Raw genomic sequence first — 14,597 nt, 5'->3', positions numbered from 1 at the left:
CGACAGGATCGCCGCTTCGCTGACCCCGGACAGCCCGCGCAGGCGGATCAGCGCCTCGGGGATTTCAGCCTCAGTGAACGCCAGCCGCTCGCGCGTTTCAACCGGCGCGGAGTGATGACTGAGTCCGAGTGTCAATAAGGCCATGGGGTCACAGATGTCTCGTTTGCCTGATTTTCCGGCATGACGCCGGCCGGCACAAGCAAGCGCCGTCACTACCGTCAACAGCCAGCCCCTCGGGAGCACCCCAACTGCGCTTTCGGCGGCAGACAGAGGACGCCCGATCCAGGCGGAGCGCTACAATACGTTCACGATTTCTCCCTGGCCGAACTCTACGTGCAAGCCTCCTGTCCGTCCCTGCAACTCCCGTTGGGCTTTGCAATCTCCGTGCTTGGCGGCTGTCTGCTAAGCCCGGCTCTTCAGGCGGCAGAGTCAGCACCCTCAGCCAGTGCGGCGCATCAACCGGTAGCGCCGTCCCGCGAGGCCCAGGCTCAGTACCACATCCTCGCGGGCGAGGTCGCCGCTGGCCGCAAGCAGCCGCAGGTTGCCGCAGAGGAATTCATCCAGGCGCTCGATTTCGTCAGCGATCCGGCGCTGGCCGCCCGCGCCACGATGCTGGCCCTGAGCGCCAACGATGCCGATCTTGCGCTGACCGGCGCCCGCAAGTGGCTGAAGCTGGAGCCGACCAGCCTCGAAGCGCGCGAAGTGATCCTGCGGCTGGCGCTGCGTGCCGGCCTGGTCGACGATTCCTTCCAGCAGTGCATGGCAATCGTCGCCGATCATCCCGGTGGCCCCGATGATGGCTTCCGCCACGTGGCCCTGCTGCTGTCCCAGGAAGAGGACCACGCCGCGTCGGCGCTGCTGTTGATGGAGCGGCTGGTCGCCACGCAACCGAAACGCAGCGGCGCCTGGCACGCCCAGGGTCTGCTGGCGCTGCGCTTCAATGACATCGACCTGGCCGAACGCTCGGCGCGCGAAGCCATGCGCCTCGAGCCCGGCTCCAAGGAAGCGCCGCTGCTGTTGACCGGCGTGCTCGTGCGCAAGGGTGATTTCACCGAATCCGATCGTCTGCTCGAAAATCAGGTGCGCAACAACCCGATCGAATCCGATCTGCGGCTGGGCTACACGCGGCTGCTGATCGAAGCGAACCAGAAAGGTCGCGCACGCAAGCAGCTGAAAGCCGTGCTGAAGCATGAGGCCGACAATACCGACGCCCAGTACATGCTTGGTCTGCTCGATCTTGATGACGGCAAGCTCGATGAAGCCGAAGTACGCTTCAAGCAGCTGTCGACCGGCAAGGAACGCGGCGTCGACGCCCATTACTACCTCGGCCGCATCGCCGAACGGCGTGAGCAGTTCGAGTCCGCGCTGAAGGAATACACGCTGGTCAGCAGCGGCCAGCAAGTGCTCGACGCCACCATCCGCCGCGCCACGATGCTGGCCCGCCTCGGCCGCCTGCCGGATGCCCGCGCGACGCTCGAACAGTTGCGCGAGCAGTATCCGCAGCTGGCACCGCGTCTGTATGTCATCGAAGGACAGTTGCTGGGTGACGCGGGTGAACTCGACGAAGGCCTGCGCCTGTATTCCGAGGCGCTGAAGCTCTTCGAGAACGATCCGGAACTGCTGTACGCACGTTCGCTGATCAACGAACGCATGCAAAGGCTCGACGATGCCGAATCTGATCTGCGCGCGGTGCTGCTGCGCGAGCCCGCAGATTCCCGCGCATTGAACGCCCTCGGCTTCATGCTGGCCGTGCATGGCACCCGGCTCGATGAAGCCGAACGGCTGATCGTCAAGGCACTGGAACTGACACCGCAGGATCCGTCGGTGATCGACAGCATGGGCTGGCTGCGCTTCCGGCAGGGACGCGCGAGCGAGGCTGTGGCGCTGCTCTCGCGCGCCTATGAAGCGTTCCCGGATCCGGAAGTGGCGGCCCATCTCGGCGAAGCCTTGTGGAGCACCGGTGAACGAGAGCGCGCGCAGCAGGTCTGGAAGAAGGCGCAGGAAACCGCGCCCGACCACCCCGTGCTGCAAGAAACCGTCAAACGACTGATGCCATGAACCCCACCCGATTGCTCACGCAGCGTCTGATCGTCGCTGCGCTGCTTACCCTGTTGCTCAGCGCCTGCGGCGGGCAGCCGATCAAACAGCTGAATACCGATCTCGCCGAACGGAACTGGGGCATCCGCCGCTCGAACATTGCAGCCGTGCAGAGCTTCGGGCTGAAAGGCCGGATTGCCGAATCCGGCATCGCCGGCGGCCGCGGCGATATCGACTGGACACAGAGCGGCGAGCGTATCGATCTGCGCATCTCCGGCCCGCTTGGCGTTGGTGCGCTGGCGATCAGCGGCGATCCGCAAGGTGTCGAGATCCGCAGCAAGAACGGCGTCATCGCCACTCGCGAGCCGGAAAGCTACATGCAGGAACGCCTCGGCTGGAGCGTGCCGCTGGGCATGCTGCGTTACTGGGTGCTCGGCGTACCGTCGCTGACGCGCCACTACGAAGACGCGCCAAAGATCGTCAAGCTCGACGAGATCGGCCGCGCCGAGAATTTCGAGCAGACCGGCTGGAAGGTCGAGTATCTCGAATACCAGGTCGTCAACTCCTTGGCCCTGCCGCGCAAGCTCACGCTGTCGAACGGCAGTCGCAGTTTCCGGCTGGTGATCGACGAATGGTCGGGAACGCCCTAGCCGTCTGATTGCGAATAATCTTGCGCAGACCGCCAAGCCCGCGCATCACGACGCTATAATTCGCGCGCTTTGAGATGTTGGGGCGTCGCCAAGTGGTAAGGCAGGAGGTTTTGATCCTCCCATTCGGTGGTTCGAGTCCATCCGCCCCAGCCACTCAGATTTTGTTAGCGCCAGTTTCAGGGCGCTTACAAAATCGAGTGTCCCCGCGAAGGCGGGGACCCAGTTGCTTAATCGTGCCGGCGTAGCAACCCCGCTGTCCCCTCGTTGCCCCCGGCCCTCTCACCCAGAACCCGAGCCCCGATGTCTGACAGTTCAGCCCAGTTGATGTTGTTCAGCGGCAGTGCCAATCCGGCGCTCGCTCAGGACATCGCGAACTACCTGCACATGCCGCTCGGCAAGATGTCGCTCGGCCGGTTCTCGGACGGCGAAGTGCAGATCGAGATTCTTGAAAACGTTCGCGGCAAGGACGTCTTCGTGATCCAGCCGACGCATGCGCCGACCGACCAGCACATCATGGAACTGCTGATGATGCTCGACGCTTTCAAGCGCGCATCGGCAGGCCGAATCACCGCCGTCGTGCCCTACTTCGGCTACGCCCGCCAGGATCGTCGCCCGCGTTCTGCACGCGTGCCGATCAGCGCCAAGGTGGTGGCCGACATGATCGGAGAATGCGGCGCCCACCGCGTGCTGACCGTCGATCTGCATGCCGACCAGATCCAGGGCTTCTTCGATATTCCGGTCGACAACGTCTACGCCAGCCCAGTGCTGCTCGGCGATATCTGGCGCCAGAAGTACGAGAACCTGATCGTCGTTTCGCCGGATGTCGGCGGCGTGGTCCGCGCCCGTGCGCTGGCCAAGCAGCTCGACGAGGCGGACCTCGCGATCATCGACAAGCGCCGTCCGCGCGCCAATGAATCGCAGGTGATGAACATCATCGGCGACGTCTCCGGAAAAACCTGCGTGCTGATCGACGATCTCGTCGACACCGCTGGCACGCTCGGCAAGGCCGCTGCGGCTCTGAAGGAGCATGGCGCGATCAAGGTCGTCGCCTATGTGACCCACCCGGTGCTGTCCGGACCGGCGATCTCGAACATCCAGAATTCCCAGCTCGACGTGATGGTCTGCACCGACACCATCGTGCTGTCGAAGGAAGCGAAGGCTTGCCCGAAGATCCGTCAGCTGTCGATCGCCGGCCTGCTCGCGGAAACCATCCGCCGAGTCAGCGCCGAGGAATCGGTCAGCTCGCTGTACGTCGACTGATCCGATGGCTTCGCCGGTCAAACTCTTCGCGGCACTGTCCCGGCTGCCGCTGGGGCGCGAACTGTTTACTCGTGGGGTCTGCCGTACCGCGCCGTACTTCGGCAGCATCCGGCCGCTGGTGACCGATCTCAGGCTCGGCCGCTGTGAAGCTTCCTTGCGCAAGCGGCGCGCGGTGCAGAACCACATCGGCACCGTGCACGCGATCGCGATGTGCAATCTCTGCGAACTGGTCGGCGGCCTGCTGATTGAAGCGACCTTGCCGAAGGCGCTGCGCTGGATTCCGAAAGGCATGACCGTGCGCTATCTGAAGAAGGCAGCGACCGATCTGCACGCGGTACTCGAATGGACGCCCGCGTTCGCCGACGATTTTCGCGGCGATGTCGTGCTGCCGGTGCAGGTGCTGGACAGCGCCGGCATCGTAGTCATGGAAGCCGATATCACCATGTACGTGTCGCCACGACGCTGAGCCTGACCGAAGTGCAGCATTTTCGGCCTCGCAACCAGGCTTGAAAATCGGCCGGACGCTACGGCAAGCTTCATTACCGAATGACGACGCGATAGGGGCTGGGGCATGATGGCTCATTGCCCGCTGACTATTCCGGAGTTGCTTGTGACCCAGCCTCAGAACCCGCTGATCCTGACCGACATCAAGGATCGCGTGATGACCATCCGCCTGAATCGCGCCGACAAGAAGAACGCGCTGACTCAGGACATGTATCTGGCGATGGGAGCCGCCGTCAACGAAGCCGCCGCGAACCCGGAAGTCCGGGTCGTGCTGTTCACCGGCACCGGCAATTCCTTCTGCGCCGGCAATGATCTGCAGGACTTCCTGAAGCTCGACCACAACACGCCGAAAGACGAGAACCCGGTGCTGCGCTTCATGCATGCGCTGGCCGCACTGCCGAAGCCGGTGGTCGCCGCCGTCAATGGTCCGGCGGTCGGTATCGGCGCGACGATGCTGCTGCACTGCGACCTGGTCTACGCCGGCGCCGGTGCCCGTCTCCAGTTTCCGTTCGTCAACATCGGCATCTGCGCCGAGTTCGCGTCGACCTATCTGCTGCCGCGGATGATCGGCCATGTGAAGGCTGCGGAAATGCTGCTGCTCGGCGAGCCGTTCACCGCCGCGGTGGCTGAAGCCAGCGGCCTGGTCAATGCCGTGCTGCCGGAAGACGAAGTCGAAGCCCATGCGCTGGCCCGCGCGCTGAAGCTCGCCGCCCAGCCGCCGAACGCGCTGCGGGTGACCAAGATGCTGATGAAGCGCTGGTCCGACGGGCTGATCCAGGAAGCGATTCCGCTCGAAGCCGACCACTTCATTCCGATGCTGCGCCAACCGGAAGCGATGGAAGCGATGACTGCGTTCATCGCCAAGCGCAAGCCGGATTTCTCCAAGTTCAACTGAACGGCCGAGGACGAAAGCCTTGTCCTCACTGCCTCGCGATAACAAGCGCGAACACAACAAGCAGGCGAACCGCGCCACGCTGATCGAGGCGGCGCGGATCTGCTTTCTGCAGATGGGCTTCGATGCCGTCACGGTGCGCGACATCGTCCGCGAAAGCGGGCTGGCACCGGGCACCTTCTACAACTACTTCCCGGACAAGGAAGCGCTGTTCAAGGAAGTGCTCGATGAGCGCATGGGCGAGATCACCCGGCGCATGCACGCCATGCGTGCCGAAGCCGCGACCTTGAGCGACTTTCTGTACGGCGCCTTCCAGACCTTGTTCGAGAAGATCGTCGAGGAGCCCTGCTTCTTCGAACTGATCCTGCGCAACGAATACGCGGTGCGCAGCCTGTTCAAGGAAACCGTGGTTGGTATTCCGATGCAGCAGCTGAAGGGCGACCTCAACGATGCAATGGCGCGCGGCCTGTTCCCGGACCTCGACGTCGATCTGCTGGCTGCCGCGCTTTACGGCATGGCCTTCGAGATCGGCCGTGTGCTCTGCGAGCAAGGCGGCCGCGATCCCGACCAGGCCGCCCGCTTTGCGACTCGCATGCTGGTTGAAGGCATCCAGACCTTCGGCCTGAGCGGGACGCGCGCCAAGCTCGGCCGCGGCATTGCGCCTGGCATGACGGTGATACAGACCTGATGTATCGGCAACGATGACGGACACAAAAAAGGCCGGGGATCACCCGGCCTTTTTATTTTATCAGCCGAGACTCAATGCAGGCGTTCGATGATCGTCGCCACGCCCTGGCCCATGCCGATGCACATCGTCGCCAGACCGTAGCGGCCGCCCTGCTCGTGGAGCACATGGGCCAGCGCGCCGGTGATGCGCGCACCGGAGCAACCCAGCGGATGGCCGAGCGCGATCGCCCCGCCCTTCAGATTGACGCGGTCCATGCGGTCGAGAATCTTCAGCTCGGTCATCACCGACAGCGCCTGCGCGGCGAAGGCTTCGTTGAGCTCGAAGTAGTCGATGTCGGCCAGGGTCAGACCAGCACGCTTCAGCGCCTTCAAGGTCGCTGGTACCGGGCCGCGGCCCATGGTCGACGGATCGCAGCCGGCGCTCGCCATCGACACGATGCGGGCCATCGGCTTCAGACCCAAGGCCTTGGCCTTGTCGGCCGTCATCACCAGCACGGCCGACGCGCCATCGGAAAGTGCCGAGCTGTTGCCAGCGGTGACCGAGCCCTTCGGATTGAAAGCCGGCTTCAGCTTGCCGAGGTCCTCGATGTTGGCGTTGCCACGGACGACTTCATCGAAGTCGACGAGGATCGGCAGACCATCGGCATCATGTCCGGCAACCGGGACCATCTCGTTCTTGAAGCCGCCGTTCTTCTGCGCGGCCGCCGCCTTCTGATGCGAGGCGAGCGCGAACTCGTCCTGCTTCAGACGGCTGAGCTGGAACGCCGTCGCCAGCATTTCGGCAGTCAGACCCATCATCGCCGCCGCTTTCGCGGTGGTGACCGACAGTTCCGGGTTGCCATCGAAGTTGTAATCCATCGGCACGTGGCCCATGTGCTCCACGCCGCCGCAGATGAAGATCTCACCGGCACCGGCCTGGATCGCGCCGACTGCCGAGTGGATGGCGGTCATCGACGAACCGCAGAGACGGTTAACGGTCTGGCCCGAGACTTCGATCGGTAGGCCGGCGAGCAGCGAAGCCTGGCGGGCGATGTTGAAGCCCTGCTCCTTGGTCTGCTGCACGCAGCCCCAGATCACGTCTTCGATTTCCTTCGGGTTGACAGCCGGATTGCGCTTCATCAGCGCCTTGATCAGTTCGGCGGACAGGTTTTCGGCGCGGACATTACGGAACACGCCGGCGCGCGAGCGGCCCATCGGGGTGCGGACGGCATCAACGATGACGACATCGGTCATTGGGATTCTCCTGTGTGTACATCCTGTACAAGACCGCGCCATCCCTGGCGCGGACTATTCAAAAAAGATGGCGTGGATTACTTGGGGTAGTACAGCTGGCCGGCGACGGCCATGGCCTTCATCGTTGCGGTCGGTTCGTAGAGCTTGCCGAGCGAGGCGTACTTCGCGCACTTCTCGACCAGATTGGCGAGGCCGATGGAATCGGCGTACTTCAGCGCGCCGCCGAGATGCGGCGGGAAGCCAACGCCCATGATCAAGCCCATGTCGGCCTCGTTCGCGGTGTCGACAATCTTCTCTTCGAGGCAGCGAGCGGTCTCGATGATCATCGGAATCATCAGGCGCTCCATGATTTCCTCGTCACCGAAATCCTTGGTGCCGTTCAGCTGCACCTGGGCGATCAGCTCGTAGGTGTCGGCGACGACAACCTTCTTCGGCTTGCCCTTCGGATCGGTTTCGTACTTGTAGAAGCCGACGCCGTTCTTCTGGCCATAGCGCTTGGCCTCGTACATCACGTCGAGCGCGGTCTTGAACTCTCGGCCCATGCGGTCCGGGTAGCCTTCGGCCAGCACGTCACCGACATGGTGCGAGGTATCGATGCCGACCACGTCCTGCAGGTAGCTCGGGCCCATCGGCCAGCCGAAGCTTTCCGCCGCCTTGTCCATCTTCTGGTAGTCGGCACCGTCGCGGAGCAGCAGGCTCCAGCCACCGAAATACGGGAACAGGATGCGGTTGACCAGGAAGCCCGGGCAGTTGTTGACGACGATCGGCGTCTTGCCCATCGCGCTGGCGTAGGCAACGATCGTCGCCACCGCTTCTGGCGAAGTCTTCGCACCCTTGATGACCTCGACCAACGGCATCTTGTGCACCGGGTTGAAGAAGTGCATGCCGAGGAAGTTCTCGGGGCGCTTCAGATCGGCGGCCAGCAGGTCGATCGAGATCGACGAGGTATTCGAGGCGATCACGGTGTCGGCGCGGACGATGTTCTCGACATCGGCCAGCACCGCCTTCTTCACCTTCGGGTTCTCGACGACCGCTTCGACGACCACGTCGACGGCACCGAAGTCACCGTAGTTCAGGGTCGGGCGGATCGTCGACAGCACGGCGCCAGCCTTCTCCGGTGTCATCTTCTTGCGGCCGACCTGGGCCGAGAGCAGCTTGTTCGCCTCGTTCATGCCGAGGTCGAGCGCCTTGTCGGCGATGTCCTTCATGATCACCGGCGTGCCGCGCGAAGCGCTCTGGTAAGCGATGCCGCCGCCCATGATGCCGGCGCCGAGCACGGCACCCTGCTTCACCGGACGGGCGATCTTCGAATAGGCCTTGCCCTTCTTCTTCAGCAGTTGGTCGTTCAGGAACAGGCCGATCAGCGAATCGGCAGCCTGGGTTTTGGCCAGCTTGGCGAAGGTGGCGGATTCGATTGCGATGGCGTCATCACGGGTCTTGCCGGCGCCCTTCTGGATCGAGGTTACGGCGGCAACCGGCGCCGGGAAATGTTTGCCAGCCTTGCCGGCGATGAAGCCCTTGGCGGTTTCGAAGACCATTGCGGCTTCGATCGGACCAAGCTTCAGCTTGCCGGTCTTCTGGGCGCGACGCGCCTTCCAGTCAAAAGCGCCACTCTGGGCCAGCGCCAGCAGCTTGAGCGCGGCTTCGCGGGTTTTCTCGGGCGGAACCACGGCGTCGACGGCACGAATCTTCAGTGCCGCATCCGGCTTTGCCGCTTCGCCGCCGGCAATCCATTCGATCGCATTGTCGGCGCCAACCAGGCGCGGAAAGCGCACGGTGCCGGCAAAACCCGGAATGATGCCGAGCTTCACTTCCGGGAAACCGATGCTGGCCTTGGCCGAGATCACGCGGTAGTCGGTGGTCAGCGCCATCTCGAAACCGCCACCGAGGGCGATGCCATTGATCGCGGTGACGCTCGGGAACGGCAGATCCTCGATCGCGGAGAACACCTTGTTGGTCTCGATCGCCCACTTGGCGATCTCTTCTTCCGGCAGCTGGAAGCTCTTGCCGAATTCGGTGATGTCGGCACCGACGATGAATACGTCCTTGCCGCTGGTGACGATCAGGCCCTTCAAGCTTGTGTCAGCGGTGAGCAGGCTCCCCGCTTCCTTCAGTTCGGCGATGGTCGCAGCATCGAACTTGTTGACCGACTCGTTCTGGCGGTCGAACTTCAACTCGGCGACATCGCCGTCGAGCCGCGTGACCTGGATCGATTTGCCTTGATACATGGGGCGTGAGTCCTCTTGGGGGTGGTGCGAAAGCTGCGGCGGGGCCGGATTTAAGGGCCATGCGGTACCGTATGGAAAACGCATTATACGCGTCTTGCCCTGCCGGATTGCCATCGACACCTGGACGCTGAAAGCGACCATCCTCACATCCGGCAATGTTCTTGCAACTACTTGTTTTGACGCTGTTGTCAACGCGCACCTAGAATCAAACCCTCGTTCACCGTACAGGGGGTAACGCGACATGGCTGACAAGAAGACTTTCACCAAGCCCATTAACGATCTGCTCGAGATCGTCCGGCAGTCGCTGGACACGCTCAGCAACGCCAACCAGATCGTTTACGGCGGCGTGCAGAAGCTGGCCGATGCCGAACTGAAGGCGCTGAACGACTATTACAAGGCCGCCATCGCCTCGTTGAAGAAGGCGCAGGGCGACAAGAACATCAAATCCGCTGCCCAGAAGCAGGCCACGCTGCTGCAGGACGCGGTGACCAAACTGATCGACAACGCCCGCGCCTCGCTGGTCGTGGTCTCCGATGCCCGCGCCGAACTCGCGAAGCTGGTCAAGGGTGGCAAGAGCGGCGCGCCGCTGTCGATCGCCCGCCTCGAAAAAGCGATCAAGCCGGCGCAGAAGGCGCTTGCCAAGATCAAGGCCGATGCCCAGAAGGCCGGCAAGACCGCCAGCGCCACGGTCAAGAGCGCCAAGAAGGACATCAAGACCGAAGTCACCAAGGTCGAGAAGTCGTTGAAGGCTGACGTCAAGGCGGCCAAGAAGACGGTCAAAGCGGAAGCCAGCAAGATTGAGAAGACCGTCAAGGCTGACGTCAAGGCGGTCAAGAAGGTCGTCAAGGCTGTCGAGAAGAAGGTCGTCAAGACGGCCAAGTCGGTCGAGAAGACCGTTGAAGATGCCGCCAAGGCCGGTGTCGCCGAAGCCAAGAAGATCGTCAGCCGCGCAGTGCCGACGCCGTCACCGGACTCGCGTGCCAGCCGCGCAACCAGCGCCGCGAAGAAGGTGGTCACTAAAGTCAGCGCAAGCGCCGAGAAGGCTGTCGATGCGGCCAAGGCCGGCGCCGAGTCAGCCTCCGCGAAAGTCAGTGCTGCGGTGAACTCGGCCGTCGACGCGGTCAAGTCGCAGGGTTGATCCGGCGCTGAGCCGCAGCTGATCGCGGCATCCGGCCGCTCCTACGCCAAGCCTGCCGACAGGTCGTCGGCAGGCTTTTTTATTGCTATCGCCTCACCATCGCCGAATGAAACTGAGCATCGCGCAAAGTACCGAACTGTGGCGTCTGCTCGCCGATGCCAGCCGGCTGCGCCTGCTGTTGCTGCTGGAGGCGCATCAGCTATCGGTTGCTGAGCTGACCGAAATCACTGGCCTGGCGCAAAGCCGGGTATCAACTCACCTCGGGCGCTTGAAGCGAGCCGGTCTGGTTCAGGCCGGACGCAGTGGCGGCGGCGCGCTCTATTCCTTGAGCCCCGATCGCGGCCGAGCCTCCGAACTTTGGGCGGTGATGCGCGAACGGCTCGAAGATCCGCAGGCTCAGCTCGATCGGGAACGAGCCAGCGAGGTGGTCCGGGTTCGCAAGCATGGCCAGACCTGGGCGGAATCGGTAGCCGGTCGCATGGAACTGCACTATTCCCCCGGCCGGACCTGGGAAGCGACGGCGCGCGCGCTGATCGGCCTGCTCGATCTTGGCGATGTGCTCGATGTCGCCTCCGGCGACGGCGTGCTGGCCGAGCTGATTGCCGAGCGCGCAAGTAGCGTTGCCTGTGCCGACATCAGCGCGAAGGTGCTCGGCGCCGCCAGACGACGCCTGGGCGACCCGCGCAACGTTGGCTTCACCCAGGCCGACATGAGCCAGCTGCCCTACCGCGACGCCAGCTTCGATCACGTTTTTCTGATGCATGCGCTGACCTACGCGCGCAAGCCCGAAACAGTACTTGCGGAAGCGGCCCGCTGCCTGCGCCCGGGTGGACGCCTGATCGTCGCGACCCTGAGCGCGCATCAGCATGAAGCAGCGATGCAGGCCTACGATCACGTCAACCTTGGAACCACCGCCGAGATGCTCGGCAAATGGCTGGTCACGGTAGGACTCGAGGTCGAACTCTGTCGGGTCACTTCACGCGATCCGCGCCCTCCATATTTTGAAGTGGTGAGTGCATTGGCTCGACGCGCTATGGCCTGAGTTTGGGGGCATCGCGATAGCCGTGAACGCCGAACCCTAGGAGGGTTCTGCATCCCACAATCGTTTGCCACTCTTCTTGACGATGTACTTCAGGCGCTCGGCGTGGGCGACGAGTTCCTCATCACTGGCCCGAATCACCCTCAGCGGCCTGCTCAAATCGGCCGTGAACGCTGCGGCAGTTTCGGCCGCCGTGGCATCGCGCCGGCCACCGGTAGGCTCGCTGATCAGGCCCAAGGCCGCCTGGCCGCCGGTCATCGCCAGATAGACCTCGGCCAGCAGCCGAGCGTCGAGCAGCGCGCCGTGCAGTTCGCGATGCGAATTGTCGATGCCGTAGCGCTTGCACAAGGCGTCGAGACTGGCTTTCTGCCCCGGATGCAATCGCTTGGCCATGCGCACGGTGTCGGTTACCGTACAAAGGCTCGCGATCCGTTCGGGACGACCGGCCCGCTCGAGTTCCTTGTCCATGAAGCCGACGTCGAACGCGGCGTTATGGATCAGCAACTCGGCACCACGCAAAAAATCGATGACCTCGTCGGCCACCTGATGAAAGCGCGGCTTGTCGGCTAGGAAAGCCGTCGTCAAGCCATGAACAGCCAGCGCGCCGGGGTCGCTGTCGCGGTCCGGATTCAGGTACCACCGCTGCTCCGCCGTGAACCGACGGTTGCGCAACTCGATGCAGCCGATCTCGATGACCCGGTGCTCGCGCGCCTCAAGTCCCGTGGTTTCGGTATCAAGCAGGATCTGACGGCTCATGTTTTTTCTGGCTTTTTTCTTGGCGGATGGAGATCATAAAAACGACATTGGAGCTTCAAACTGACGGTCCGAATTAGGTACATTCACAAGCGGACGACAGTACACTCCGTACATTGCCAGCTGCCAAGGTCATGGAGCCGCTGCAATTCAAGCCCACCATGCTCAGGTTGGTTGCGATGACAACGTCATCACGCTGACCGTTATTACAAATCAACTAGATCGAGATCTGCCCAATGCGCGATCGTAAAAATCATTTTAGAACCATCGGCAACTGGCTGGCGCTAGTGCTGTTGGCGTCCCTCGTGTCCGCCTGTGGCGAGAACCAGACCGGAGACGTAACTCCTCCTACAGTCATTGCGACCTCGCCGATCAACACCCAGACCGGCGTACCGGTATCGACCACCGCCGTCACGGCGACGTTCAGCGAGTCGATCAACCCGGCGACGATCAACGGCGCCAGCTTCCTGCTGACTGCTGGTGAAGGGGGCGCTGTCGCTGGTACGGTTTCCTACTCGGGTGTCGTCGCGAGCTACACGCTTGCCGCGCCGCTCGCACCCAACACGACGTATACAGCGACCATCACGACCGCTGTCTTGGATCTCGCTGACAACGCGCTGGCCAGCAATTTCACCTGGCAGTTCACCACCGGTGCGCTCCCCGACACCACGCCACCGCAGGTCAATGCGGTTGACCCGGCCAATGATTCGGCTGATGTACCGAGCAACCGCCGCATCGTGGCGACGTTCAGCGAAGCCATCGACCCTGCCTCGCTCGATGCCAACAGCTTCACGCTGACCGGTCTTGGTGGCGCGCCGGTCGCTGGCACGGCCAGCGTTTCCGGTTCGGTGCTGACCTTCACACCCGGCAATGGAACGACCACTGCCCAGTTGCAGAACAACACGATCTATACGGCCACCTTGGCGGCCGGCATCACCGATCTCTCCGGCAATCCGCTGGGAACCGCGTTCACTTGGACGTTCACCACGGGCGTCATCGACGACACCACGTCGCCGACCGTCGTGCTGACCGACCCGTTTGCGGGCGAAGTCGGCACCCCAGTCAATGCCCAGATCACGGTCACCTTCAGTGAAGTGATCAATGCGGCCACCCTGACGGCAAGCAGCTTCACGGTGACCGACCCTAGCAACGCGGTGGTCGCTGGCACGATTGCCTACTCCGGCAATTCGGCAACCTTCACGCCGAGCGCGCCGCTGGCAGCGTCGACACTGTTCACGGTGACCGTGTCCAATGCAGTGACCGATCTCGCCGGCAATGCTCTGGTCGGTTCGGTCATCCAGAACCCATACCAGTTCACGACCGGTCTCGCGCCGGATGTGACGCCACCATTCGTCAACCTGACTTCGCCTCCTGCGGCCGCCACGAACGTCTGCATCAATTCGACGATCAACGCTCGCTTCAACGAGACGATTGACGCCAACACGATCAACGCTGCCAGCTTCATCGTGACGGCACCGGGAGGTGCTCAGGTACCGGGCGCCGTGACCTACAACGCCACAACGCGGGTTGCGACCTTCCGTCAGTCCGAGAACTTCATCGCCGATACGGTTTACACGGTGACAGTCACCAATGCAGTGACTGACAGAGCTGGCAACGCGCTGGTCGTTGGTACGGTGCCGAACCCATGGACGTTCAGAGTGGGCCCGACCAACACCGTATGCCAGCTGCCGGTACCGCTCCGCTCCTTGGTCAGCTTCGCGCTGGTGGGCGGAACTGGTGGCCTCAACAACACCGCCGGCCCGACCACCGTCACCGGTGATATCGCCCTCGCACCGAGCACCACTTGTCTGATGTGCGCAGCGCCGGATCTGGTTCTGAACGGCACCATCTACTCCAACGAGGCTGTCGCCAACCAAGCGAAGGCAGATCTGCGCTTGGCCTTCGACGATGCTCATGGTCGCCCCACCGGCGCCACCACCCCGTTGCTTGGCGGGCTGACACTGACACCAGGCGTCTACAGCTCGGCGACGACCATGTCCATTGCCGATGGCACCACGCTGACGCTTGATGCGCTGGGCGACAGCAGCGCGGTCTGGGTTTTCCAGGTCGGCACCGATCTGACTTTCGGCGCGGGCTCGCAGATCGTTCTGGCTAACGGTGCGACCGCCACGAACGTGTTCTGGGTTGTCGACGGCGCGATCACCAGCGGCAGCGG

12 protein-coding genes, 1 tRNA gene and 1 pseudogene are annotated in these 14,597 nt (G+C 63.0%); 10 read left to right on the top strand and 4 right to left on the bottom strand.

The annotated features are described in order from the left end of the window. Positions 1-213: pseudogene (locus tag QZY06_RS01220) on the bottom strand (hypothetical protein); the annotation flags it as partial. Between the two features lie 153 nt (positions 214-366). On the opposite strand from QZY06_RS01220, the gene QZY06_RS01215 reads away from it, so the two are divergent. From QZY06_RS01215 to QZY06_RS01185, 7 genes are all read left to right on the top strand, one after another. After that, positions 367-2,058 (top strand): tetratricopeptide repeat protein, encoded by a 1,692-nt coding sequence (locus tag QZY06_RS01215; RefSeq protein WP_295679134.1) that lies wholly within the window; start codon positions 367-369, stop codon positions 2,056-2,058. Then, complete coding sequence (gene lolB / locus QZY06_RS01210) at positions 2,055-2,687, top strand: lipoprotein insertase outer membrane protein LolB (protein ID WP_295679130.1); 633 nt, start codon at positions 2,055-2,057, stop codon at positions 2,685-2,687. Before QZY06_RS01215 ends, lolB begins: the two co-directional genes overlap by 4 nt. A gap of 78 nt (positions 2,688-2,765) precedes the next feature. Further along, positions 2,766-2,840 (top strand) — tRNA-Gln (locus QZY06_RS01205). 147 nt (positions 2,841-2,987) lie between these two features. Beyond that, positions 2,988-3,947 (top strand): ribose-phosphate diphosphokinase, encoded by a 960-nt coding sequence (locus QZY06_RS01200; protein ID WP_295679128.1) that lies wholly within the window; start codon positions 2,988-2,990, stop codon positions 3,945-3,947. 4 nt (positions 3,948-3,951) lie between these two features. Beyond that, a complete protein-coding gene (locus QZY06_RS01195; protein WP_295679125.1) occupies positions 3,952-4,413 on the top strand; it encodes a hotdog fold domain-containing protein in 462 nt (153 codons plus the stop codon). A gap of 144 nt (positions 4,414-4,557) precedes the next feature. After that, a complete protein-coding gene (locus QZY06_RS01190) occupies positions 4,558-5,346 on the top strand; it encodes an enoyl-CoA hydratase (protein ID WP_295679124.1) in 789 nt (262 codons plus the stop codon). Positions 5,347-5,365: 19 nt separating this feature from the next. Continuing rightward, positions 5,366-6,031 (top strand): TetR/AcrR family transcriptional regulator, encoded by a 666-nt coding sequence (locus QZY06_RS01185; RefSeq protein WP_295679123.1) that lies wholly within the window; start codon positions 5,366-5,368, stop codon positions 6,029-6,031. Between the two features lie 71 nt (positions 6,032-6,102). Here QZY06_RS01185 and fadA read toward each other — a convergent pair whose 3' ends face one another. Both fadA and fadB read right to left on the bottom strand, forming a co-directional pair. Next, on the bottom strand, positions 6,103-7,263 hold the full coding sequence (gene fadA / locus QZY06_RS01180) for an acetyl-CoA C-acyltransferase FadA (protein WP_295679122.1): 1,161 nt from the start codon (positions 7,261-7,263) through the stop codon (positions 6,103-6,105). 77 nt (positions 7,264-7,340) lie between these two features. Beyond that, positions 7,341-9,491: a fatty acid oxidation complex subunit alpha FadB gene (fadB, locus tag QZY06_RS01175; RefSeq protein ID WP_295679120.1), complete on the bottom strand. Its 2,151-nt coding sequence runs from the start codon at positions 9,489-9,491 to the stop codon at positions 7,341-7,343. A 241-nt stretch (positions 9,492-9,732) separates the two neighbouring features. On the opposite strand from fadB, the gene QZY06_RS01170 reads away from it, so the two are divergent. Further along, positions 9,733-10,629, top strand: a complete 897-nt coding sequence (locus QZY06_RS01170; RefSeq protein ID WP_295679116.1) for a phasin family protein — start codon at positions 9,733-9,735, stop codon at positions 10,627-10,629. Between the two features lie 106 nt (positions 10,630-10,735). Beyond that, positions 10,736-11,671: a metalloregulator ArsR/SmtB family transcription factor gene (locus tag QZY06_RS01165; RefSeq protein WP_295679114.1), complete on the top strand. Its 936-nt coding sequence runs from the start codon at positions 10,736-10,738 to the stop codon at positions 11,669-11,671. Between the two features lie 36 nt (positions 11,672-11,707). Here QZY06_RS01165 and dnaQ read toward each other — a convergent pair whose 3' ends face one another. Next, entirely contained in the window at positions 11,708-12,424 is a 717-nt protein-coding gene (dnaQ, locus tag QZY06_RS01160; protein ID WP_295679112.1) for a DNA polymerase III subunit epsilon, read from the bottom strand. Positions 12,425-12,657: 233 nt separating this feature from the next. Between dnaQ and QZY06_RS01155 the strand changes: the two genes are divergently transcribed. Next, the coding region (locus tag QZY06_RS01155) for an Ig-like domain-containing protein (RefSeq protein WP_295679109.1) at positions 12,658-14,597 on the top strand (1,940 nt) is incomplete at its 3' end.

Origin of the sequence: uncultured Nevskia sp. (assembly GCF_903885465.1) — a bacterium.
Taxonomy (GTDB): Bacteria; Pseudomonadota; Gammaproteobacteria; order Nevskiales; family Nevskiaceae; genus Nevskia.
The sequence above is the reverse complement of the archived record's forward strand: the minus strand, read 5'-3'. Positions and strand labels throughout refer to the sequence as shown.